This is a genomic window from Cohnella massiliensis, assembly GCF_900169535.1.
Lineage (GTDB): Bacteria > Bacillota > Bacilli > Paenibacillales > Paenibacillaceae > Cohnella > Cohnella algarum.
Map to the genome: position 1 here is coordinate 1,803,245 of NZ_LT821259.1, position 23,922 is coordinate 1,827,166.

At 58.6% G+C, this 23,922-nt stretch carries 17 protein-coding genes; 14 read left to right on the forward strand and 3 right to left on the reverse strand.

Going from position 1 to position 23,922, the window contains the following annotated elements; all coding sequences use genetic code 11:
• Positions 1-7: 7 nt before the first annotated feature.
• Entirely contained in the window at positions 8-313 is a 306-nt protein-coding gene (locus B7E11_RS29155) for a GNAT family N-acetyltransferase (RefSeq protein ID WP_080838970.1), read from the forward strand.
• A 362-nt stretch (positions 314-675) separates the two neighbouring features.
• On the opposite strand, the gene B7E11_RS22215 is transcribed toward B7E11_RS29155, so the two are convergent.
• Positions 676-885: a hypothetical protein gene (locus B7E11_RS22215; protein WP_080838972.1), complete on the reverse strand. Its 210-nt coding sequence runs from the start codon at positions 883-885 to the stop codon at positions 676-678.
• Between the two features lie 209 nt (positions 886-1,094).
• Between B7E11_RS22215 and B7E11_RS22220 the strand changes: the two genes are divergently transcribed.
• Positions 1,095-1,994, forward strand: a complete 900-nt coding sequence (locus B7E11_RS22220) for an ATP-dependent DNA ligase (protein ID WP_080838974.1) — start codon at positions 1,095-1,097, stop codon at positions 1,992-1,994.
• A 15-nt stretch (positions 1,995-2,009) separates the two neighbouring features.
• On the opposite strand, the gene B7E11_RS22225 is transcribed toward B7E11_RS22220, so the two are convergent.
• Positions 2,010-2,768, reverse strand: a complete 759-nt coding sequence (locus B7E11_RS22225; RefSeq protein WP_080838976.1) for a response regulator transcription factor — start codon at positions 2,766-2,768, stop codon at positions 2,010-2,012.
• A gap of 27 nt (positions 2,769-2,795) precedes the next feature.
• Positions 2,796-4,655, reverse strand: coding sequence for a cache domain-containing sensor histidine kinase (locus tag B7E11_RS22230; RefSeq protein WP_080838978.1), 1,860 nt, complete (start codon positions 4,653-4,655; stop codon positions 2,796-2,798).
• Positions 4,656-4,915: 260 nt separating this feature from the next.
• On the opposite strand from B7E11_RS22230, the gene B7E11_RS22235 reads away from it, so the two are divergent.
• The 12 genes from B7E11_RS22235 to B7E11_RS22290 all read left to right on the forward strand — a co-directional run bounded on the left by B7E11_RS22235 (position 4,916) and on the right by B7E11_RS22290 (position 23,731).
• On the forward strand, positions 4,916-6,262 hold the full coding sequence (locus tag B7E11_RS22235; RefSeq protein ID WP_080838979.1) for an ABC transporter substrate-binding protein: 1,347 nt from the start codon (positions 4,916-4,918) through the stop codon (positions 6,260-6,262).
• A gap of 117 nt (positions 6,263-6,379) precedes the next feature.
• A complete protein-coding gene (locus tag B7E11_RS22240; RefSeq protein WP_080838981.1) occupies positions 6,380-7,255 on the forward strand; it encodes a carbohydrate ABC transporter permease in 876 nt (291 codons plus the stop codon).
• Positions 7,252-8,073, forward strand: a complete 822-nt coding sequence (locus tag B7E11_RS22245; RefSeq protein WP_080838983.1) for a carbohydrate ABC transporter permease — start codon at positions 7,252-7,254, stop codon at positions 8,071-8,073. The genes B7E11_RS22240 and B7E11_RS22245 overlap by 4 nt, the downstream gene beginning before the upstream one ends.
• 5 nt (positions 8,074-8,078) lie before the next feature.
• The gene (locus B7E11_RS22250; protein WP_080838985.1) at positions 8,079-8,933 is read left to right on the forward strand and encodes an AraC family transcriptional regulator; all 855 of its coding nucleotides are present in this window, start codon (positions 8,079-8,081) and stop codon (positions 8,931-8,933) included.
• Positions 8,934-9,047: 114 nt separating this feature from the next.
• Positions 9,048-10,331, forward strand: coding sequence for an alpha-L-fucosidase (locus B7E11_RS22255; protein WP_080838987.1), 1,284 nt, complete (start codon positions 9,048-9,050; stop codon positions 10,329-10,331).
• A 670-nt stretch (positions 10,332-11,001) separates the two neighbouring features.
• Positions 11,002-12,825, forward strand: a complete 1,824-nt coding sequence (locus B7E11_RS22260) for a sensor histidine kinase (protein ID WP_080838989.1) — start codon at positions 11,002-11,004, stop codon at positions 12,823-12,825.
• Positions 12,818-14,350, forward strand: a complete 1,533-nt coding sequence (locus tag B7E11_RS22265) for a response regulator transcription factor (RefSeq protein ID WP_080838990.1) — start codon at positions 12,818-12,820, stop codon at positions 14,348-14,350. Before B7E11_RS22260 ends, B7E11_RS22265 begins: the two co-directional genes overlap by 8 nt.
• 158 nt (positions 14,351-14,508) lie before the next feature.
• On the forward strand, positions 14,509-15,999 hold the full coding sequence (locus B7E11_RS22270; RefSeq protein WP_080838991.1) for an ABC transporter substrate-binding protein: 1,491 nt from the start codon (positions 14,509-14,511) through the stop codon (positions 15,997-15,999).
• A gap of 89 nt (positions 16,000-16,088) precedes the next feature.
• A complete protein-coding gene (locus B7E11_RS22275) occupies positions 16,089-17,021 on the forward strand; it encodes an ABC transporter permease (protein WP_080838992.1) in 933 nt (310 codons plus the stop codon).
• 26 nt (positions 17,022-17,047) lie between these two features.
• A complete protein-coding gene (locus tag B7E11_RS22280; RefSeq protein WP_080838993.1) occupies positions 17,048-17,965 on the forward strand; it encodes a carbohydrate ABC transporter permease in 918 nt (305 codons plus the stop codon).
• A gap of 67 nt (positions 17,966-18,032) precedes the next feature.
• Positions 18,033-20,339 carry a glycoside hydrolase family 3 N-terminal domain-containing protein gene (locus B7E11_RS22285; RefSeq protein ID WP_176220857.1) on the forward strand — a complete coding sequence of 769 codons (2,307 nt, stop codon included), beginning with the start codon at positions 18,033-18,035 and terminating at the stop codon, positions 20,337-20,339.
• Between the two features lie 23 nt (positions 20,340-20,362).
• A complete protein-coding gene (locus B7E11_RS22290; protein WP_080840937.1) occupies positions 20,363-23,731 on the forward strand; it encodes an alpha-mannosidase in 3,369 nt (1,122 codons plus the stop codon).
• Positions 23,732-23,922 lie beyond the last annotated feature (191 nt).

Sequence of the window (23,922 nt, forward strand, 5' to 3'; positions counted from 1 at the left end):
TAATCGGGTGCTTCATGCCCGTCCGGGCTGGACGTTTTACCTGGCCTATTGGGACGGAGCGCCGGCAGCGGCTGCCGTTATGCACGAAGCGGAAGGCACCGCTTCGTTTACGTTCGCGGCGACGCTGCCGGAGTTTCGCGGGCGAGGCATCCATCGCCGTCTGCTGCTGCATCGGTTGGCGGCCGCGGCCGAACGGGGCTGCACCCTGGCCGTCGGCCAATGCGCGTTCTTGTCCGCCAGCCACCGCAATATGGAACGGGCCGGCATGCGGCTCGGCTACATGCGGACGACGTGGACGAAGCGGGAGCCGTGACGAGCGGTCGGCCGGAATTCGCAGTGCGGCGAGTGGGCCTGCAGGGTAACGCGCTCAAGCGGCGGGTTCTATGTTGGATTTTATCCAATCGGAGGAGCGGGTTATGGAGAAACCTCGATCCTAGAGTGGATTTTTTCCAACGAGCAGCTTGGAAATAAGGCAAAATCTCCGAAAAAGCTTTGCTAGATTGGACAAAATCCAACGGGGCTGGCGAGTTTCGCGAAAAAGCCGGTTTTGGTTGGACAAAATCCATTGTAGGCTCGCCGATCCCTCGCCGCCCCCCGGCTTCCCCTCGCGTACGCTCAACGCGTAGAAGGGAGACCGGTTTTATGCTTCATCGCTATCGAATCGCTGTCTTCGCGTTATCGCCCCTCAACGCCGTCAGGCGTTTTTTTGCTTTCTTTTCTTCTTCTCCGTGCGAGCGAAACGGCCAGCAAAACGAAGCCGACCGCGCAAACGGCGGCATACTCGGCCGCGATTTCCCGCGTTCGAAAGTAGCGGATCGCGAACCCTCCTCCGAAAATGAGGATCAAAGCGATTGCCGATGAAAGACGGAACCGGTCCAATTTCATCCTGATCTTCCTCCTCCCGTATCATACGTTCGCCCAAATCCTCGCAAACTCCTGCCCGCCCTGCCAAGAACCGGATCGCGTTGTATTTTTCCGCTTATGTTTACTCGACAATTCGTCAATAAATAGGCAATAGACTAAATGTACGGGCGCCCGTGCGCTCAAAGGCGGTGTGCGTAGCGGCAGAGGCAAGCGAATCTGCGGCGCGGCTCATGATCCAATTTTCGTCGTTCGAACCGATGTCCCCGATTCTGACCGGGCGAGTCCCGGAAGGGAGCGAATGGGGCCACCAATTGAAATGGGACGGGTACCGGCTGATCGCCTCCGTTCGAAGCGGGCAGGTCAAGCTGTATTCCAAACATATGGCGCAAATCACCGACGTTTATGCGGAAGTCGCGGAGGCCCTCGCCGGCTTAAACGTCTCCTGCGTGCTGGACGGGGAAGCGGTCGTCATGGATCCGCGTACGGGAAAACCGAGCTTCCAGCTCATGCAGCAGCGGGCGGGCAAAATGGCGAACCGGAAGGATCGTTCCGGCAAGCTCCCGGTTCAGTATATCGTATTCGATTTGCTCGAGCTGGACGGGGAAGATTGGCGGTCCCGGCCGTTCGCCGAACGAAACGAAAAACTGGCGCGGCTTGCGGAGCGCTGGCCGCCGCCCTTATTCACGACGGAGCTGTTCGCGGACGGGAAAAAACTGTGGGCCTGGGTGGAGGCGAACGAATGGGAGGGCGTCGTCAGCAAGCGGCTGGCCTCTCCGTATCGGATCGGGAAAAAGCATAACGATTGGCTGAAAACGAAAACCGAAATCCGGTTCGAAGCGGAAATCGTCGGCATCACCCGCAAGGAAGGCCGCATTTCCAGCCTGGTCATGTGCCGGGAAGGCCGTTACGTCGGCCGCGTTTCGTCCGGGCTGGACGGCAGGAACAAGGAATGGCTGGCCGGCCTTGCGCCTGCGGAGGGAAACGTTCCGCCGCCGATCCCGCTGCCGAAGGATTTGAGGAAAATCGACATCGTCTGGCTGCGGGAGCCGTTCAAAACCGAGGTTACCGGGCGCGAATGGACCGACGAGGGGATGCTGAGGCATCCGAAAATTCGTTTGCCGCGCGGCTAGCCGCAACACGGCTCGCTACTTGGCAAAGTCCTTCGGCGAGACGCCGGTCACCTGCTTGAAAATGCGGCTGAAATAATACGGGTCCGCGTACCCCACCCGTTCGCCGACCTCCCGGATCGACAAGTGCCGCTGCCGGGACAGCAGGTGCTTCGCCTCGTTGATCCGCAGCGAAATGACGTACCTGGAGGGGGGCTCGCCGGCATGCTTCAAGAAAATTTTGCTGAGGTAGGCCGGCGTAAAGTTAAAGTTCCGGGAGATTTCCTCGAGGCTTAAATCCTTCGTATAATTTTCGCGCAGAAACGCCTGCACGAGCCGGACGATTTCCTCGGGACCGCCGTCCCGGGCGGACAGCCCTTCGAGGCTGCGCGCGTCCGCGCTCCGCTGTCCGCGAATGGCCGCCGCCGCCGCCGCGAGGGCGTTTTTCAGCTCGGCCGGCTTGATCGGCTTCAGCAAATATTCCGAGGCGCCGTACCGCATCGCCTGCCTCGCGTATTCGAATTCGGCGAAGCCGGTCGCAATCATCGTGCGGACGTGCGGATATTTCAGATGAAGCGCGCGAATAAGCTCGATGCCGTCCATGACCGGCATCCGGATGTCCGTGAGCACGAGATCGGCGGAACGGCGCTCGACGAACTCGAGCGCTTCCTTCCCGTCCTCGGCCGCGCATACGACGTGCAGGGACGGGTCCAGCGCCGTTATTTTTTTGACCAGATGGTTGCGGATCAGCTCTTCGTCTTCGGCGACGACGATCCGCACGGGCGAAGCTTCGTTCATTTTTTTCCCTCCCGCGTTCGAACCGATTTAATCCGTGGGCGGCATGCGGCCGATCGTGACCGTCGCCCCGCCCTCGGCTCGATTTTCGATCGAAAAAACCGCTTCTTTTCCGTAGCTCAATCTTAGCCGGAAGTATACGCTCAGCAACCCCATGCCGTCTAATTTCAAAGCCGGAACGGTGCCCGTCCGTCCGGTTTCCTCCATCTTTTCGCGCAGCTTGGCCAGACTTTCCTCGCTGAAGCCGGGGCCGTTGTCGGCGACCCGGACGACCCATTTTCTCGCGTCGCCTTCCCCCGAAACCCGAACGATCCACGGCGGCTGCCGCTTGGCCGCGTGCTTGAGCGAATTTTCGACGAGCGGCTGCACGATCAGCTTCGGGATGCGAACGGCCATCAGGCTTTGCTCCGCTTCCAGGACCAGCTCCAGCTTGCCGCCGTGGCGAATCCGGTGAATATCTCCGTACATGCGCGTATGCTCGAGTTCGGCCGCAAAAGGGACTTCCGATTCGTCGGACGTGATATAGCGGAGCATATCGGCCATCGCCTCCGACATGGCGACGATTTGTCCGTTCATGTTCTCCTCGGCCATGACGCCGATCGTCGTCAGCGTGTTGTACAGAAAATGCGGGTTCATCTGAGCCTGAAGAGCGACCAGCCGGGATTGAAGCTCCTGGGACTGCGCGAGCAGCAGGTCGTCCATCGACTGCTTCAATCGGATGTTCATATGGACGAACGCCTGGTGAAGCTGGTCCAGCTCGTTCAGCCCGCTGTTCAGCTCCCGATTCGCGAAGCGCCCGGCGCCGAGATCGTCCAAGCGGATATTGCGGATCATGCGATGGATTTTCAAAATGGGGAACGTGATTTTGCGGGCTGCAACGTAAGAGAGAACGATCGCGAACAGCAAGATCAGGAAGGCGATCGGCACGGTCTGCTTCGCGAACGCGGTGAGCGGCTGCAGCAGCCGCTTTTCCGAGACGATGAACACGGTGCTCCAGCCGGAAAATTCCGAACGGTGGAGGGATAGCAGCTCGCGGTCGCCGGTGTCCGGATTGCGAAAGCCGAGATGCCGATCCGCGCCGCCCGATTCCCCGAAACCGGAAACGAGTTCGATATAGGGCTCGAATCGGGACGGCGAGGCGTCGAGCGGATAAAGCACGTTGCCGTTCCGGTCGAAAACGAGCACTTCGTCGTGCGAGCCGCCGCCGCTTTCGTAGTCGAGGACGCTTTTGAATATTTTATTGTAGTACTGCTTCACTTCGACGATGCCGATCGGGGAATTGTAATGGTCGTAAAACAGCCGGAACAACGATACCGAATACTGCGGTTCCCGCGACGAAATGAATTTGGACATGTCCTCGTCCAAAACGGGGGGATGGAGGTACTTTCCTTCCGCATTGTTCAGGACGGCCGCGAACCAGTCTTTCGTTTCCGGGTCGTAGCGCCGTTCCCCGTTGTCGAAGCCGTTGCCGTAAACGACGCCCTCGAAATCGTACAAATAAAGCTGCTCCACCGGCCGCGAAGGCCCGATCGCCGCCGTCAAAATATCGGCCAGCTCCTTGGCGCTTTCCACTTCCCTGGACGGGCTTGCAAACTCGTTTTCGTCCTGCGGGGCGCCGCCTTCCGCGTAAGACAAATATTTGCGGAAATGATCCTTGACCAGATTGGAATACATGACGTTAAGCGAGACGTCGTTCATCTTGCGCAGTTCCGAATCGATCTGATCCCGCATCGAGCCTCCGATGCTGTCGATGGAATCGGTGGCGTTGCGCCGAAGCGTTTCGGATGCCCACAGATAAAACCAGCCGATCAAAACCGCGAAAACGAGCACGATGATCAGCGTATAGGTGGAAAACAAAACGGTCTGGATATTCCGCATGTTTCGGCGCATGTTGTCCACTCCATTGATATCGCTTACAATTCCATTGTGATGAGGGGAGCCGCGTTTGTCAAAGACTTTTCGGAGAGGCCGGCGGCCGGCGGTTAAATAAACACAAAAAATGAAACCGTTTTCTCCATTGGAGCGGCCGCAGGCTCCGTCTATAATGAAGGCAATCCGCCGGGCGAGGCCGAGCGAAAGGCATCGCGAAAACGCCGGCGCGATTGAAAGCGGATTCGTAAATTCATACCGACCTAAAGGGGAGAATCAAGGTGAAAAAATCGTTTTTCGGTTTGACCGCGCTTGCGCTTAGCGTCGCGCTGATCGCCGGGTGCGGCGGCGGGGGTTCCGGCGCTTCGGGTTCGCCGTCGGCATCCGGCGGGACGTCTTCCGGTTCGTCCGGCGGGAAGAAGGACGTCACGCTGACGTATATGGCCAGCCAGGGCTGGATCAAGGATGCCGAAATGGAGCTCGCCAAAAAATTCGAGGAAGAAACGGGCATTCATATCGACTATCAGATCATTCCTTCGGATCAATATTTCAACGTGCTGAAAACGAAGCTGAACGCCAAGGAAGGCCCGGACATTTTCGGAGGCCAAAGCGGGTACAGCGAAATTAAACTGAATTACAACGTCGAGCAGAACGCGGTCGACCTGACCGGCGAGGAATGGACGCAGCGCGAGGATCCGCTTACGCTCGAGCAGCTTTCGCTTAACGGAAAAGTGTATGCGCTTACGATTTGGGATACGTATTCCAGCTTCGTGCTCGTGTACAACAAAAAAATCTTCGCCGACCTCGGGCTCGAAATCCCGAAGACGTACGAGGAGTTCAAGCAGCTTTCGCTGAAAATCCAGGAAGCCGGCATCACGCCGATTTACGAGCCGATCGCGGACGGCTGGCATCACGTGCTGTGGTTCGCGGAGCCGGGACCGCAATACGACAAGACGACGCCGAACCTGTATGACGACCTGAACGCGAACAAGAAAAAGTTCGCCGACGACAAAACGATGGAAACGGCGCTCGCGCAGCTTAAAGAAATGTACGACCTGAATTTCTTCGGCGATAACACGTTCTCGGATACGGGCGCCGATACGGCCAACAAGCTGGCCAGCGGCGAATACGCGATGGCGCTCGCCAACCAGAGCCTCGTCTTCGACATTGCGGAAGCGAATCCGGACCTATCGCCGGAAGACTTCGGCTATTTCGTCATCCCGCTCGCGGACAATCGGATTTATTACATCAATCCGGGCGGGCCGAGCAAATTCATTTATTCCGGCTCCAAGCACATCGAGGAAGCGAAGCAATACTTCGCCTTTCTCGCGAAGCAAGAAAACCTCCAATACATGCTGGACAACGACGATACGGTTTCCAATCTGAACTTCTCGGGCCTTACGGACAAATATACCGAGGAGCAAAAAAAACTGTTCGAAACGTACCCGGAAAAAGGGACGGACATCCAAAATTTCGTCAATTACGTCAATCCGCAATGGATGGACATCGGCAAAGACATCGCCGCCATGTTCGGGGGCTCGATGGAACCCGTCGACGTGCTGAAAAGCATCGACAAGCGCAGGGAGGACATGGCGAAAGTGGCCGGAGACCCGGCTTGGGCGAATTGATCGGGCAGCAGGGAATCGCCGTTTCGCTCTTCGCCGTCCCTTCGCGGACGGCGAAGACGTTTTGCGGGAGCGGACGGCATACGGGCGATTCAAAACTCGCGAGTGGGGAGAGAGGGCATGATCAAGAGCAAAATGTACCCGTTTTATTATACGTGGGCAACCCTTGGCTTGTATTTGGTCTTTTTTATCGTTCCGGGATTGATGGGCTTCTACTATTCGTTTACCGACTGGAACAGCTATTCGAGCGAAATCAACTTCATCGGCGTAGACAATTTCAAGAAGCTGTTTTCCGCCGATGAGAACTATATGAGCTTCGTGTACAACACGCTGAAATTCACGTTTTTTACCGTCATTTTGAAAACGGTGCTCGGCCTGCTGTTCGCAATGGCGCTGAACGACGGCATCCGGATGAAGGGCTTTCACCGCGTCATGCTGTTTCTGCCGGCGGTCGTGCCGATGCTGGTCGTCGGCCTCATCTTCAAGTCGGTGCTGAATCCGGCCACGGGCTTGCTGAACGAGACGCTGCGGGCGATCGGGCTTGATTTCATGGCGCAAAAATGGCTTGTCGACGTGAACTGGGCGTTCAAATCGATCATCGGCGTCGACGTGTGGAAGGGCGTCGGCTACATTATGATCATTTTGCTCGCGGGCCTGCAGTCGATCTCCCGCACGTATTACGAAGCGGCGGCGATCGACGGCGCAAACGTCTGGCAAAAGTTCGTCCACGTCACCTTGCCGCTGCTCATGCCGGCGCTCGTCGTCACGACGGTACTCAATTTGCTGCACGGGCTGAAGGTGTTCGAGGTCGTCTACGTGCTCACGAACGGCGGGCCCGGCTATGCGACGGACGTCTTGTATACGACGATTTTCAAAGAGTTTTCGCTTGGACGGTACGGCGTCGGCACGGCGCTGTCGTCGGTACTGTTCCTGTTCATGACGATCGCCGGCTATTTCGTCATTCGGCTGATGGCGAAGGAGGAGAACGAAGGATGAAAGGGAAAACGATCCTCTCCGTTTTGCGAAACGTATTCGCGTGGGCGCTCAGCCTGATCATGTTCGTGCCGTTCGCGCTCATTCTCGTCAATTCCCTGAAGGACCGCGTGCAGGCCAATACGATGAGCATCAAGCTTCCGACCGAGCTGCATTGGAGCAACTATGCGGTCGTCATCGAAGAGGGCAAGCTGATTTCCTCCTTTTTCAACAGCTTGCTGTACGCGGTCGCCTCCACGCTGCTCAGCGTGGCGCTCGCTTCCGTCGCCGCCTACATTTTTTCGCGGAATGCGACGAGGCTCAACCGGGCGATGTACTTTTTTTTGATCATGGGCATCGCGATGCCGGTCAACTACGTGACGCTGACGAAGGTGATGCAGTGGACGCAGCTGATCAATACGCAAATCGGCATTATCGTCCTTCTGTCGGTCATGGCGATTCCGTTCAGCGTGTTTCTCATCTACGGCTTCGTCGGCACGGTTCCCCGGGAGCTTGACGAAGCGGGCATCGTTGACGGCTGCTCGCCGTTCCGGCTGTTCGGCTCCATCGCGATTCCGCTGCTCACCCCGGTGCTCGTGACGGTTTGCATTTTGAACTTCATGAATTGCTGGAGCGATTTCGTGCTGCCGCTCTATTACCTGAACAACTCGGACAAATGGCCGATGACGCTCGCCGTCTACAACTTTTTCGGCCGGTTCCAGGTGAACTGGAATCTCGTCTCGGCGGATATCGTGCTGACGACGCTGCCGGTGATCCTCATTTATTTGCTCGGCCAGAAATATATCATTTCGGGCATGACCAGCGGCTCGGTCAAAGGGTGAGGCATTTGCTGTACCATGACTTGAAACAGGACCGCGAATGGAAGTTCGAGCTGCGCGTCGACGGCGATACCGAGCACGAGCTGCACATGCACGAGCTGCTGGAGCTGAACGTGTTGCTGGAAAATGACGCCCGCTTTCAGCTGTCGGACCGGCATTACGAGGGCAAGCCGGGGGACGTCTTTCTGTTCCGGCCGTGCGAGCCGCACTACAACCTGGCGGCGGAGGCGGGCAAGCCGATCCGCTGGCTGATGGCGCTGTTCTCGCCGTCCGTCGTCCGGCTCCTTCCGGACGGGCATCGGCTGCTGTACCCGTTTTATTCCGGCCGCGTCTCGCCGCTGATTCCGGCTTCGTCGGCGTATGCCCGCGGCATTCAGGCGTCCGCGAAAGCGGCGTGCGAAGAGCAGGAGAGGCGGCTTCCCGGCTGGGAGGCGAGCCAGTTCAAGCATCTGGTCGACATTCTCGTTCAGGTCTATCGGTACGCGCTGGAAAAAGGGAAGGAGGCCTCCGGGGCCGGGACGGATGTCGATGACGGCGTCGTCGCGGCCGTGGAATATATTTTGCGCAACGTGACCGGGGAGATCGAGATGCAGCGGCTGATCGATCTTTGCGGCAAAGGGAGGACCGGCTTTTACGCGGCGTTCCGGCAGACGGTCGGCCTTTCGCCGAACCGGTTCATCCAGCGGCTGCGCATGCAGATCGCCGCGCATCTGCTGCAGACGACGAGCCTGCCGGTCACCGACATCGCGTTCGAATGCGGCTACCGGTCGCTCGCGTATTTCAACAAGCATTTCAAAGAGCATCGCGGGATGTCGCCGCGGGAATTCCGGAACCGGGCTCGCGCGGATCGGGCGACGGGCTGACCGATTGGCGAAGATCGGGCGGTCGGATCGGCAAATGGGACGGGTCGGAGGCGCGCTAACGGATGCCGGAGCTCTTATTCTTGGACGGAATCGAAACTAGGAGGCAATCTGCTTATGGGAACGAATCGTACGGACTGGTATACGCAAAGCCGCTTCGGCATGTTTATTCATTGGGGGCTTTACTCGCTCGGCGCCCGGCACGAGTGGATGCGGTCCCGCGAATTTTTGAGCGACGAGAAGTACGACAAGTATATGCGCTACTTCGATCCCGATTTGTACGATCCGGATTTATGGGCGCAGCTCGCCGCGGATGCGGGCATGAAATATATGGTCGTCACCGCGAAGCATCACGAAGGTTTTTGCCTGTGGGATTCGCAGCTCACCGACTATAAGGCGACGAACACGCCCGCCGGCCGGGACGTGCTGCGGCCGATGCTGGATGCCTTCCGCGAGCGCGGCATTCGGACGGGCCTTTATTATTCGCTGCTGGATTGGCATCATCCGCATTACACCGTCGACGTGAAGCATCCGCTCCGGTACGATCCGGCGTTCGCGGCGGCAAGCCAAAAGCGGGATTTCTCCAAATACGTCGAGTACATGTTCGGCCAAACGCGGGAGCTGCTGACCGGGTACGGGCCGATCGACCTGATGTTCTTCGATTTTTCCATTCCGGCCGAGGAAGGTTTTGCCGGGAAGGGGAAAGACGAATGGCAGAGCGAGCGGCTCGTCGAGCTGATCCGGTCGCTCCGTCCCGATATTCTGCTCAACGACCGGCTGCAAATTCCGGGAGACATTACGACGCCGGAGCAGTATCAGCCGCGGGAATGGATTCAGGTGAACGGTCGCCGCGTCGTATGGGAAGCTTGCCATACGTTCAGCGGCTCGTGGGGCTATTACCGCGACGAGGAATCGTGGAAAAGCGTTGACATGCTCGTGAAAATGCTGATCGATACCGTTGCCAAGGGCGGGAACCTGCTGCTCAACGTCGGTCCGACGGGGCGCGGCGAGTTCGATAGGCGGGCAGTCGAACGGCTGCGGGGCATCGGCGCCTGGATGCGCGCGCACGGCCGTTCGATCTACGGCTGCACCGCCGCTCCGGAGGAGTGGCAATGTCCGGACGATTGCCGGTTTACGTACAATCCGGACACGAATCGGCTCTATTTGCACCTGTTTAGCTGGCCGTTCAAGCATGTACACCTGTCCGGCTTTTCGGGCAAGGTCGAGTACGCGCAGCTGCTGAACGACGCTTCGGAAGTGCGAATGGTGCAGGGCGAACAGCAGATGACGATGGAAGCGGGGGCGTTCGACGAAGGCCGTCCGGCGGATACGCTCACGCTTCAGCTCCCGGTGAAGAAGCCGGAGCCTTGCGTGCCGGTGATCGAGCTGTTTTTGAAGTGAGCGATCTCGGGAGGCCGCGTACGAAAAACATAGGTGGCCTTCCGGCTGCAATGCCCGCTTGCAAATCAGCCGTTTTTAAGCACGAAAGCGGAGCGGAGCGGACGAAAAATCATCCAAAATCGTTCGATTAATCCACAAACGCGGCGATTTTGTATGAAAAAACGTACAAATGTCGTCGCGAAAGCGGCCGGTAGAGGGATTTTGTACGAAAAATCATCCAAAAACGTTCGATTAATCTACAAACGCGGCGATTTTGTATGAAAAAACGTATAAAAGTCATCGCGAAAGCGGCCGGTAGAGGGATTTTGTACGAAAAATCATCCAAAAACGTTCGATTAATCCACAAACGCGGCGATTTTGTATGAAAAAACGTACAAATGTCGTCGCGAAAGCGGCAGGAAGAGGGATTTTGTACGAAAAATCATCCAAAAGTACGCTCGCAACCGCCGGACTTGGCGGTTTTTTTTATGTAAACGAACATGGCCTCCCGACTGCAACGCATCCATGAAGCCGGCAGATCGGGAATGCGGTGCCGATCCGGGCTTGCAATGCGATTGCCGGCCGCAACCGATATCCGCGGAATCTATCGATCCCGCGCAACGCCCCCCGCTGCTAACGCAAACCCGCCGATATGTTATAATAGCCTCATTCGACAGAAGGAGCCCGCATCATGGACATCGGCGCCGTTTACCGCAAGTACTTCAAAAACAACCTCTTTCTCAAAATCATCCTGCTCTTTTCGGTCATCACGATCGTGACGATCATCACCTTTTCCTATTTGATGTACCGGAACGCGGCCCAGACGGCCGTCCGGAGGGAACTGGACAATCAGACCCGGGCGATGGACAGCGTAAACCGCTACATCGGAGGGAAGGTCGAATCCGTCCAGGCGATGATGAACGACATCTACCGCAGCGACAGCCTGTCGGCGGAGTTGAGCATTTTTTTGTTGAATTCCTACGAAGAGTACGTGAAATTCCAGCTGGATCAATTTACGGCGGAAGAGACGAGCGAATTGGGGAGCGCCCTCGACTATTTTCTCGGGCGGATCGATTCGGACAGCTCCATCCGCAACATCGTGCTGTACAGCTCGGATCGGCAGGTGCTGTATTCTCTTGACGATAACAGACGGTTCAAGCTCGTCGTCACGAACATGGCGCGATCGTACATCCCCGACGTGATGGCGGCGGAATCGCGAAACGTCACGGCGCCGAATTACTGGGTAAGCAAAGCGATCGGCCGCGACGATCCCCGGATGTTCGCGGTGCGGGTTCCGATCAACGACAAGCAAACGCTGAAAAATATCGGCCAGCTGCTCGTTTATTTCGACTCGGAGCAAATCGCAAGCGCGCTTGCCGGCTATCCCGAAATGAAAGGCACGATTCACGTTCGGGATGCGAACGGGCGTGTGTTTTACGATTCGGCGGGAGCCAGGTACGGCTTGAAGCTCGAGCCCGAATCCGGCGAATCGACGGCCGTGCTGGACGGACAACATATCGAAGGCGACGTGTACACGAACAAATTGTCCTCCGGCGAGGGCGGATACGCGATCGTCGGGGAAGCGACCCGCGAGGAGATGGCGGTTTCCTACGTCGGAACGCGCAACACGATCCTTTTGATCAGCTTCATTTGCATCGCGGTGGCGACGCTCATTCCGTCGCTGTTCATCATGAACTTCGCCAAGCGAACGAACGAAATTATCCGGTTTACGCGCAAGGTCAAAAACGGCGACCTGAACGCCCGCATCGACGAAACCCGGGAAGACGAGCTCGGCCAAATTTCCAAAAGCTTCAACGCGATGCTCGACGAGCTGAACCAGTACATCGACAAAGTGTACAAGGCCGAAATCAATCAAAAGCACGCGGAGCTTGCGGCGCTGCAGGCAAGGGTGAATCCGCACTTTTTGTACAATACGCTGGAAGTCATCCGCATGCGCGCGTTTTCCCAAGGCGACAGCGACGCGGCGGAAATGATCTACAGCCTGTCCGTCCTGTTCAAAAATCTGGTCAACCCGAAGCGGCAAAGCACGATGCAAAGCGAGCTGGAGGCGTGCCGGCTCTATCTGGAGCTGTTTCGCATCCGCTACAAAAACAAATTCGCCTACGAGATCGATTGCCCGCCCGAGCTTTCGGGCGTTCCGGTCATGCGGCTCGCGCTGCAGCCGATCGTGGAAAACTATATCGTCCACGGGATCGATCCCGCAAGAGAGGACAACTTTCTCGCGATCCGCGTCCGGCCGGAAGGCGGCGACATTCGCGTTACCGTCGAAGACAACGGCAAAGGGATCGAACCGGACAAGCTGGCCGAAATCCGGGATCGGCTATCCGTTGCCGAGGAAACGGAAGGGTCGTTCGGCCTGCGCAGCGTGCACGCGCGTCTGAATCTCGTGCACGGCCAGCCGTACGGCGTGGACATCGAAAGCGAGCCGGGCGAGGGGACGACGGTAACCGTCCGTCTCCCGCAAGCGGAAGAGGGGGTCATTCACGATGCTTAACGTATTTTTGGCGGACGACGAGCCGTTTATAATCGAAGGCTTGTACGACATGATCGACTGGGCCGCGCTCGGGCTCGAAATCGTCGGCCACGCGGAGAACGGGCGCCTCGCGCTTGACGCGCTGGAGCGAACGCCGGCCGACATCCTTATTACCGACATTTCGATGCCGGTCATGAACGGGCTGGAGCTGATCGCCGCCGCCAGGCGGCGCCTCCCCGGGCTGAAGGTGATCGTTTTGAGCGCGTACAGCGATTTCGATTTTTTGCGCGAAGGGATGAAGCTCGGCATCGAAAATTATTTGCTGAAGCCGATCAACGTCGGCGAACTGAAGGAAACGCTGAGCAATACGGTGCTGAAGCTGAACAGCCTGAGGACGGAGACGCTTTTTCACGATTACGGCATTCAGTTGATTAAAGACAACACGCTTTACCGCTGGCTGACCGGCACGATGGCGGAGGCGGAATTCAGGGAGCGCGCGGAAATGCTCGGCATTCATCTTCGGTCGCCCTATGCGGCTGCTGTCGTTCTGCGCGCCGGTTCGGATCGTCCGGAGGAAGCCGAGCGATTGTTCGGCCGGGTAAAAAACGCGGCGTCCGGCGAGGAGACGGGGATCGTATTCCGCGATATGGACGGGGACATCGTTCTGCTCGCGGGGTACGGCGACGGGAATGCCGACAAGCAGCCGCTCCTTCGGGCGCTGTCCGGGCTCCGGTCCGATCAGCCGGGCGAGCTGCCGGATTTTCGGCTGTCTTCGGGAAAAATCCACCCTTCGGCCGCCGCCTCGGAAAGCTATGCCGAAGCGAAAAAAGCCCAGGAATTTTTCCTCGTCTATCCGGATTGGGACTGGATCGATTACGGGGATCCGCGCGCGTTCCGGCAGACCGCGGCCGGGGAGTTCCCGATCGACTGGCCGAATTACGCCAAGCTGCTCGTCGCGAAGGACGGGGAAGGGCTGGCGGAGAAAATCAACGAGGACTTCAACCGGCTCCGGGAAAGCGAGGGCGTGACGCCGTCGTATTTGAAGGAGCTTGCCGTCGAACTGATCGTCCGTTTCAAAATGGAGCTGCAAAGCATCAAACGGACGGAGGAGCCGGAGCTGTTCGCCACCGCATTCGAAAGCGTAGGGGACGCGGCCGAAATCGCCGGGCTGGCGGAAGCGGTCATCCAGGTCGCGCGGCGCTGCGTCGATTCGCTCGTTCGCGACGTCCGCAGCCCGGTCGTGCTCCAGGTGCTGAACGCGATTCACGAGCGCTACGCCGACGAGCTGTCGCTGAAGACGCTCGGCGCGCAGTTTCATATCCACCCCGTCTATTTGGGGCAGCTGTTCAGCAAGGAGACGAGCGAGTCGTTTACGGAATACATCAACAAATACCGCATCGAAAAAGCGAAGGAGCTGCTCAAAACGACCCATCATAAAGTGCATGAAATCGCCCGGATGGTGGGATACTGGGAAACCGGCTATTTTTACAAGCAGTTTAAAAAATATGTGGGCATCTCTCCGACGGAATTCAAGGCTTTGCTTTAAGGCAACGTTAACGGAAGATTAATTCGACTGCACTCGCTGCAGTCTTTTTCTTTAGTTTAAACAGCATATCTTAAGTTTGTCTTCTATTTGAAAATGCTTTCATGAATTACAGTTAAATTGTCATTAAATTACTTCACCTGAGGGGGAGACGGAAAAAGATGAGCAAAACGAAAAAAAGGTTCGGGCTTTTGCTCGCCTCGCTGATGTCGCTTTCGCTTGTGCTTAGCGCCTGCGGCGGCAACGACAACGGCGAGAGCGCAGGCAGCGCGTCGGGTTCCGCCGGCGGTTCCGAAGAAACCGTCGAATTGATCTGGTACACGATCGGAACGCCGCAAAAAGACGTGGATGCCGTCATGGAAAAAGTAAGCGAGTACACGAAGGAAAAAATCAACGCGACGATTACGATGAAACAAATCGATTGGGGCGACTACACGCAAAAAATGCAAGTCAACGTCGCTTCCGGCGAACCGATGGACATCATCTTCACCGCCGCCGGCGGCTTCGATTACGTGCAGAACGTCCGCAAGGGCGCGTTCCTCCAAATCGACGATCTACTTACGCAATACGGCCAAGGCATCGTCGACACGATCGATCCGGGCTTCCTCGAAGGCTCGAAGGTCGACGGCCACAACTACGGCATTCCGGCCAACAAGGAGCTTCCGCAGCAGGAAGTATGGCGTTTCAACAAAACGCTTCTGGACAAGTACAACCTGGATATCTCGAACGTCCGCTCGCTTGAAAGCCTCGAGCCGCTGCTCAAGACGATCAAGGAAAACGAACCGAACGTCACGCCGTTCGGCATGGACAAAAACCACGTTCCTTACGTTCCGTACGACTATCTCGTAACGAACCTTCCGATGGCCGTCAAGCTGGATACGACCGACTACAAAGTCGTCAATATCCTCGAAACGGAAGAAATGAAACAAGCGCTGGCCACGATGCGCAAATACTACCAAGCGGGCTACATTTCGCCCGAAGCCGCAACCGTCGGTTCGACGCAAGATCTGACGCTGTCCGGCAACTGGCTCGTCGACCGCGCGCAAACGCAGCCGCTCGCCGACAACCAGTGGTCCGCAACGTACGGCTACCCGGTCGTTTCGACGCCGGCCAGCGACGCGATCATTACGAACACGTCCGTTCAAGGCTCGATCATGGCGATTTCCGCCAACTCCGAACATCCGGAAAAAGCGATGGAGTTCCTGAACCTGCTCAATACGGATCCGGTCCTGCGCAACATGGTCGATTCCGGCATCGAAGGCACGCACTACGAAAAAGTCGGCGAAAACCGGATGAAAAATCTGGACGCCGCGAAAAACTACGACATGCCGTCCTACTCGCTCGGCAACAACATGCTTCTGTACCTGAACGAAAACGATCCGGACAACAAGTGGGACGAATTCAAGAAGTTCAACGCCGAAGGCGTGGCGTCCCCGATTCTCGGCTTCAACTTCGACAGCACGAAAGTGGCGACCGAAATGGCGTCCATTCAAAACGTCAAGGAACAATACTGGGCATCGCTCATGACCGGCACGGTCGATCCGAACGAATACTTGCCGATCGCGATCGAGAAATTCAAAGAAGCCGGCATGGACAAAGTCCTTGCGGAAGCGCAAGCGCAGCTTGACGCATGGGTAGCCGAAAACAAGTAATCGAACGCAGTCGTCTAGCGAAAAGATCGGGCGGGTGAAGGCTCGCCCGGTCTTTTTTAACATGATACGAGGAGAGGAGCGTTGACGTTATGGGCGGCTCGTTTTTTCGAACGCTTTTCCGCAATCGGGTGATGCTGCTGATGGTTCTGCCCGGCGCCGCGTGGTTTTTGTTTTTTTCCTACATGCCGCTGATCGGCACCGTGGCCGCATTCAAGGAATACCGCTTCAGCAGGGAAGGCTTCTGGCACAGTCTGTTCAACAGCGAAAACGTCGGCTGGGACAATTTCCGGTTTCTGTTCAGCACGGACGCGGCGTTTACGATAACGCGCAATACGCTGCTTTACAATATCGCGTTTATCTTTTTGGGGCTCGTATTTTCGGTGGCGATGGCCATCATTTTGTCCGAAATCGTAAACAAAAAAATGGCCAAATTGTATCAGACGGGGATGTTTTTGCCCTACTTCCTGTCGTGGGTTATCGTCGGTTATTTCGCGTTCAGCTTCCTCAGCATGGACCGCGGGCTGCTTAACCATATTCTGGGCTATTTCGGGGTCGAGACGATCGGATGGTACAACGAGCCGAAATATTGGCCGTACATTCTCGTTTTCGTCAGTTTGTGGAAGTCCGTCGGCTACAACAGCGTCGTCTACCTGGCCTCCATCATGGGGATCGACCGATCGCTGTACGAAGCGGCGATGATCGACGGGGCGAACAAGTGGCAGCAGGTCCGCAACATTACGCTTCCGCTGCTGAAGCCGATCATCATCATCATGACGCTGCTTGCGGTCGGGAAAATCTTTTACGCGGACTTCGGCTTGTTCTACAGCGTGCCGCGGGATTCCGGAACGCTGTACTCCGTGACCAACGTTATCGACACCTATGTATATCGCGGTTTGAAGACGACGGGCGAAATCGGCATGAGCACGGCTGCGGGTCTGTATCAGTCGGTCGTCGGCTTTGTGCTCGTAATGGTGTCCAACTTCATCGTGCGCAAAATCGATAAAGACAGCGCGCTGTTCTAATCCGCTTTCGAAAGGAGTGATCGCTCATGGCCGCAAAAGCGAAGAAAAAACGGGATTTCCATCAATTGACCCCGGGCTGGAACGCGGTTCTCAATACCGTCGCCGCCATATTTGCCATTTTGTGCGTATTTCCATTTTTGTTTGTCGTCATCATTTCCTTTACCGACGAAAAAACGCTGGCCACGAACGGCTATCGGTTGTTTCCGGAAAAATGGAGCCTCGGAGCGTACAAGTACGTGTTCGAAACGGGGGACATGCTGCTCAAGTCGTACGGCGTGACCATCCTGGTCACCGTCGTCGGAACGCTGCTCAGCCTGCTTATGATCGCCCTTTATTCGTATGCCATCTCGCGTAAAAGCTTCGCCTATCGGCGGTTTTTCTCCCTGTTCGCGGTATTTACGATGCTGTTCAGCGGGGGGATGATTCCAACCTATATCATCGTGACGCAAGTTCTCGGCCTCAAGGACAGCTTGTGGGCGCTGATTTGGCCGCTGGCGATGAACGCTTTTTATATTATGATTTTGCGAACGTTCTACATGACAAGCGTCCCCGACGCGATCGTCGAATCCGGAAAAATCGACGGCGCCGGGGAGTTCAAAATTTTTTACCGCCTCGTCTTGCCGTTGTCGCTTCCGGGTCTCGCCACGATCGGCCTGTTCAGCACGCTGGGCTACTGGAACGACTGGTTCAACGCGCTGCTCTATATCGACGATCCGAACAAGGTGCCGTTGCAGTCAATGCTGATGCGGATCGAATCGAGCATGTCGTTCATTCAGCAAAATTCGGCCAACAGCTCGATCAGCCTCGAAGTGATGCAGAACATGCCGCAGGATACGGCCCGCATGGCGATGGTCGTGCTGGCCACGGTTCCGATCATTTTCGCTTATCCGTTTTTCCAACGCTATTTCGTCCAAGGCTTGACGGTCGGCTCCGTGAAAGAGTAACGAAGCGGGCCTGGAAGCGGGACGGGCATCGGAAATTTTTCCTTCATCTATATAGAGGGTAGGGTGAATGTCAGTGGCTTACAAAGATCCGGCGAGGCCCGTCGAAGAGCGGGTCGAAAGCCTGCTCGGGCTGATGACCTTGGAAGAAAAGGTCGGCCAGCTCGTCCAGCCGTTCGGCTGGCAGACGTATACGTCCAAAGACGGGAAAATCGAATTGACCGAAACGTTCAAAGAGCAAATCCGCCAGGGCGGCGTCGGCTCTTTGTACGGCATGCTGCGTGCGGATCCGTGGACCGGCGTCACGCTGGAAACGGGACTTTCCCCCGCGCAGGGCGCAGAGGCCGTCAACGCCATTCAGCGCTATGCGATCGAGCATTCGCGGCTCGGCATCCCGCTGTTGATCGGGGAAGAGTGCTCGCACGGCCATATGGCGATCGGCGCGACCGTGTTCCCGGTGCCGCTGCTGATCGGCAGCGCCTGGAACGTGGAGCTGTACCGCCGCATGTGCCGCGCCGTCGCCCTGGAGACGCGGGCGCAAGGCGGAGCCGTCACGTATTCGCCGGTGCTCGACGTCGTCCGCGACCCCCGCTGGGGCCGGACGGAGGAATGCTTCGGCGAGGATCCGTTTTTGATCGGGGAGCTTGCGGTCGCCGCGGTCGAAGGCATGCACGGCGAAGGGCTGGACAGGGACGACAGCGTGGCGGTGACGCTGAAGCATTTCGTCGGTTACGGAAGCTCGGAAGGCGGACGGAACGCCGGTCCCGTTCATATGGGCTGGCGGGAGCTGCTGGAAGTCGATTTGTACCCGTTCCGCAAAGCGGTCGAGGCGGGCGCGCAGTCGGTCATGCCGGCCTATAACGAAATCGACGGCGTGCCGTGCACGGTAAATCGGGAACTGCTGGACGACGTGCTGCGGGGACAATGGGGCTTCGACGGCATGGTCATCACCGATTGCGGCGCGATCGACATGCTGGCGGGCGGACACGACACGGCCGAAGACGGCCTGAGCGCGGCGGTTGCCGCCCTGGAAGCGGGCATCGACATGGAAATGTCCGGCGTCATGTTCGGCAATCATCTGGCCGATGCGGTGCGGCAGGGCAAGCTGTCCGAAAGCAAGCTCGACGAGGCCGTTCGCCGCGTGCTGAGGCTGAAATTCCGGCTCGGCCTGTTCGAGCGTCCTTACGCGGACGCGGCCCGGGCGGCCGAGGTCATCGGGTGCGAGGAGCATGCCGGGCTCGCGCGGCAAATGGCGGCCGAAGGCGTCATTTTGCTGAAAAACGAAAGCGCGACGCTCCCGCTGTCGCCGAAGCTCGGGAAAATCGCCGTCATCGGCCCGAACGCCGATCAGGGCTACAACCAGCTCGGCGATTACACGTCGCCCCAGCCGCAAGGACAAGTGTCCACCGTGCTGGCGGGCATCCGCGAGCGGTTCGCCGGCGAGCCGGAGCGCGTGCTGTACGCGCCGGGCTGCCGGATCAAGGGCGACGACCGCGAAGGGTTCCCGTCCGCGCTGGCCGCGGCCAAGGCGGCGGACGTCGTCGTCATGGTCGCCGGGGGTTCGAGCGCCCGCGACTTCGGCGAAGGAACGATCGACCTGAAGACCGGAGCGTCCAAGGTGAGCGACAACCCGTGGAACGACATGGATTGCGGGGAAGGCATCGATCGGATGACGCTGGGGCTGTCCGGCGTTCAGCTGGAGCTGATGCAGGAGCTTAAAGCGCTCGGCAAGCCGCTCGTCGTCGTCTATATCAACGGCCGGCCGATCGCCGAGCCGTGGGTGGACGAGCACGCGGATGCGATTCTCGAAGCCTGGTATCCGGGGCAGGAGGGCGGCCGGGCGGTGGCCGACATTTTGTTCGGCGACGTCAATCCGTCCGGCCGCTTGACCGTTTCGATTCCGAAATCGGTCGGCCAGCTTCCGGTGTACTACAACGGCAAACGCTCGCGGGGCAAGCGTTACCTGGAGGACGACTCGCAGCCGCGGTACCCGTTCGGCTTCGGCCTTAGCTACACGGAGTTCGATTATTCGCGCCTGACGGTCGAGCCGAGCGTCATAACGCCGGACGGGTCCGCGACGGTGACGGTCGATGTTACGAATACGGGCCGACGCGAAGGCATGGAAGTCGTGCAGCTGTACGTCTCCGATGCGGCGAGCTCCGTGACGCGGCCCGAGAAAGAATTGAAAGGCTTTGCCAAAATCGCGCTGAAGCCGGGCGAAACGAAAACGGTAACGTTTACGGTAGGACCGGCACAGCTTGAATTTATCGGCCTCGACTATCGTCCGGTCGTCGAGCCGGGGCTATTCCGCATCCATGCGGGGAAAAACGTCAAGGAAACGATCAGCGCGGAATTGACGGTGCGAAAGGACGCGTGACGATGGAACGGTTGGAGCTGCAACTGGAACGCCTCAAACGATGGATACGCGAAATGTCCGAGGCGCAATGGCTGACTAGGGAGGCGTTCCGGTCGTGGGAAATCGTGCGCACGACCTACGTCCTCCCCGGACAATACGAAAATACCGCCCCCTATCCGGAAGGACAGGGGCTTGACCATTTTCCGAGCGTGCAGGGAACGACCTATTATTTTCGCGCGACTCCGGATTTGTCCGGGTACGCGGAAGACGGCCGGGTCGGCCTCTTGTTCGAATCCGGCGGCGAAGGGCTGCTGCGGGCGAACGGGAAGTCCTATCAGGGACTCGATCGCAATCACGCATACGTGACGCTGGATCTGGAACGGATCGGCACGCATCCGGAGCTGGAAATCGAATTGTTCGATCCGGTGCCGGAGCCGGTCGATCCGCTTAATTCCCAGGCGGTCATTCAGCCGCCGATCGCGTCGATCCGCAGCGAGCTCGTTCGCCCGAACCGGGCGGTGCAAAGCCTCATGTACGCGGCGATCGTCGCGCGCGATTCGGCCGTGCTGCTGCCGGAGACGGATTTTCGGCGGGTTCGGCTGCTCGAAGCGCTGCTAGCGGCGATGGATGCTTACGTCGGCTTGGAGGCGGATGCGATCGCGGAAGGGTCGGCCGTCTCCCGGATCGAAACGGAACTGAAGGATCGGGTTCGGCAGACTGGCGGCAACGCCGAAGGCACGATGCGAATGATCGGACAATCCCACATCGACATCGCCTGGCTGTGGCCGATGCGGGAAACGGTCCGCAAGACGAGCCGGACGTTCTCGACGGTCGACGCGCTCATGCGGGAGTATCCGGAATTCAAATACGCGCAAAGCCAACCGCTGCTGTTCGAGTTTTTGAAGCGGCACGATCCCGAACTGTTCGAACGGGTGAAAGAACGGGTTGCCGAAGGCCGCTGGGAGCTCGTCGGGGGCATGTGGGTGGAGCCGGATTTAAACATTCCGAGCGGCGAGTCGCTCGTCCGGCAAATGCTGTACGGGCAAGCGTTTTACCGGAATGAATTCGGCGTAACGTCGCGAATCGAATGGCTGCCGGATACGTTCGGGTACTGCGCTTCGCTGCCGCAAATTTTGAAGCACGGCGGGATCGAATACTTTATGACGACGAAGCTCGGCTGGAACGACACGAACGTGTTTCCGCACGATTTGTTCCATTGGGTCGGCATCGACGGCACGCCGATTTTGTCCTATTTGAACCACGGCGTCAACGAGCATACGCTGCCGAAGGATATCCACGAGCATTGGCAGTCGTACCGGCAAAAAGCGGCTCACCCCGAGCAGATGCTGCTGTACGGCCACGGCGACGGCGGCGGCGGGGTGACGCGCGAAATGCTGGAATTCATCGACCGCGCGGAGCTGATGGTCGGCCAGCCGGAAAGCCGTTACGGAACGGCGGCGGCGTTTTTCGCGGGAATCGCGGAACGCGCGCCGAAGCTGCCCGAATGGCGCGGCGACCTGTATCTGGAGCTGCATCGCGGGACCTATACGACGCATGCGCGGAACAAGCGAAGCAACCGCAAGGCGGAGTCGCTGTACCGCGAGGCGGAGCTGTGGCAGTCGCTGGCGCTGCCGCGGCTTTCGGCCGAGCGGGATCTGGAGCTGCGCGGGCTGCTGCATGACGGCTGGAAGCTGATTTTGCAAAACCAGTTCCACGATATTATTCCGGGTTCGGCGATTACGGAGACGTACGAGACTTCGGAAAAGGAATACAAGGACGTATTCGAAAAGGGCCGCGCGGCGTGCGACACCGTTCTGGCCGCGCTGGCCGGACGGACGGATGCGGCGTCGCCGGAGCAGCCGGTCATTCGCGGGGATGGCGGCAGGTCGTTCGTCGTGTTCAACAGCCTCGGCTGGGAACGCGACATCGTCGTCGAGCTGCCAGCGGCAACGGCAGGCATTCGGCGCGGCGAACGAGCCGGGATCGCGGCATACGACGCGGATGGCCGCATGCTTGCCGCGGACGTTATGGCAACGTCCGGGCCGAACGGGGCGGACTCCGGCGGCATCGACGGCGGCGTTTCGGGCTCGGCGGATTCCGAAGGCCGCGAGTGCCGCGTTTCGATCCGAGTTCCCGCCGTTCCGGCGTTCGGCTGCAAGACGATCTGGCTGCGCCCGGCAAGCTCCGCCGCGGATTCGGCCGAGCGGGAAGCAAACGCTTCGGTCGGCGGCCTGGCGGGTGCGCCGTCCGAGCCGTCCGGGCTGGGCGTGGCTGTAGTGCCGGACGAAATCAAAGAGTGGAAAGAACCGGAAAGGTTGCAAGGGCTGGAAGGTCCGGAAGGTCCGGAAGGTCCGGAAGAACTGGGAGACGCTTGGGAGACGGGGCGCTACAAGCTCGTCTTTAACGAACGCGGGGAAATCGCGAGCCTTTACGACAAGGAAGCCGGCCGCGAGATCGTCAAGCCGGGCGAAGCGGCCAACCGGTTCCATTTCTATCACGACCGTCCGACGCTTTGGGATGCCTGGGACATCGATGACCGATACGAACTTCAGCCGGCGGGAGACGCGGTGCTGCTGGAAAAGCGCGTCATGCTCCGGGGGAAAGTCAAGGACGTGCTTCGCTTCCGCTGGAAGCTGCACCGATCCGAAATCCGGCAGGACCTGATTTTGTACCATGGAGACAAGCGGATCGACTTCCGGACGGAAGTCGACTGGAACGAGGCGCACAAGCTGCTTAAGGTCGGCTTTCCGATCGATGTCGTGACCGACAAGGCGACGTACGAAATTCCGTTCGGGGCGCTGGAGCGGCCGACCCATCGCAATACGAGCTGGGAGCAGGCGCAGTTCGAGGTGTGCGGCCACCGGTTCGCCGACGTCTCCGAAGCGGGTTATGGCGTCAGCCTGCTGAACGATTGCAAATACGGCTACGACATTCAAGGCTCGACGATCCGTCTGTCGCTGCTGCGCGCGCCGAAATGGCCGGACGACACCGCGGATCTCGGCAAGCACGAGTTCACGTATTCGCTCTACCCGCACGAAGGCGACTGGCGCGGGGCGCACACGGTTCGCAAGGCGGCGGAGCTGAACGCGGCGGCCGCATGCGTCGAGGGCGGGCCGGTGCCCGGATCGTTCGCGCTGCCGGGCGCGGCCTCGTTCATTCGCTTCCAGGCAAACCATGTCGTGCTCGACACGGTCAAACCGTCGGAAGACGGCGGCGGCATTATCCTCCGACTGTACGAATCCGCCGGAGGCCGCGAACGGGTAACGATCGGTTGGCCGCAGCCGGTCCGCAAAGCGTTCGTGTCCAACGCGCTCGAGGACGAGCTGAAGGAGCTGGCGTTGACGGACGGAGCCATCGAGCTCGCTTTCCGTCCGTTCGAGATCAAGACGGTGAAGCTGGCTGCGGGAGTGTAACCTTCCCGGCTCGCGCTCCCGCCGGGGCAGGGGCCAACCGCCGCATCCGCGGTTCCGGCGCTCCGCTGCCGAATCGCTTTGAATTAACGGCCGCAAGGCGACGTTAATCGGCCCGGGGACGCGGCCTGCAGGCGAATAACGGCGTCAACGTGCCGTTAATCGGCCCGGCGACGCGGCCCACCGGCAAATAT

Coding starts and splice junctions, on each gene's coding strand:
- B7E11_RS22270 (WP_080838991.1), top strand. CDS start 14,509: ATGAGCAAAACGAAAAAAAGGTTCGGGCTTTTGCTCGCCTCGCTGATG.
- B7E11_RS22240 (WP_080838981.1), top strand. CDS start 6,380: ATGATCAAGAGCAAAATGTACCCGTTTTATTATACGTGGGCAACCCTT.
- B7E11_RS22220 (WP_080838974.1), top strand. CDS start 1,095: ATGATCCAATTTTCGTCGTTCGAACCGATGTCCCCGATTCTGACCGGG.
- B7E11_RS22280 (WP_080838993.1), top strand. CDS start 17,048: ATGGCCGCAAAAGCGAAGAAAAAACGGGATTTCCATCAATTGACCCCG.
- B7E11_RS22230 (WP_080838978.1), bottom strand. CDS start 4,655: ATGCGCCGAAACATGCGGAATATCCAGACCGTTTTGTTTTCCACCTAT.
- B7E11_RS22285 (WP_176220857.1), top strand. CDS start 18,033: ATGTCAGTGGCTTACAAAGATCCGGCGAGGCCCGTCGAAGAGCGGGTC.
- B7E11_RS22215 (WP_080838972.1), bottom strand. CDS start 885: ATGAAATTGGACCGGTTCCGTCTTTCATCGGCAATCGCTTTGATCCTC.
- B7E11_RS22265 (WP_080838990.1), top strand. CDS start 12,818: ATGCTTAACGTATTTTTGGCGGACGACGAGCCGTTTATAATCGAAGGC.
- B7E11_RS22260 (WP_080838989.1), top strand. CDS start 11,002: ATGGACATCGGCGCCGTTTACCGCAAGTACTTCAAAAACAACCTCTTT.
- B7E11_RS22225 (WP_080838976.1), bottom strand. CDS start 2,768: ATGAACGAAGCTTCGCCCGTGCGGATCGTCGTCGCCGAAGACGAAGAG.
- B7E11_RS22245 (WP_080838983.1), top strand. CDS start 7,252: ATGAAAGGGAAAACGATCCTCTCCGTTTTGCGAAACGTATTCGCGTGG.
- B7E11_RS22255 (WP_080838987.1), top strand. CDS start 9,048: ATGGGAACGAATCGTACGGACTGGTATACGCAAAGCCGCTTCGGCATG.
- B7E11_RS22275 (WP_080838992.1), top strand. CDS start 16,089: ATGGGCGGCTCGTTTTTTCGAACGCTTTTCCGCAATCGGGTGATGCTG.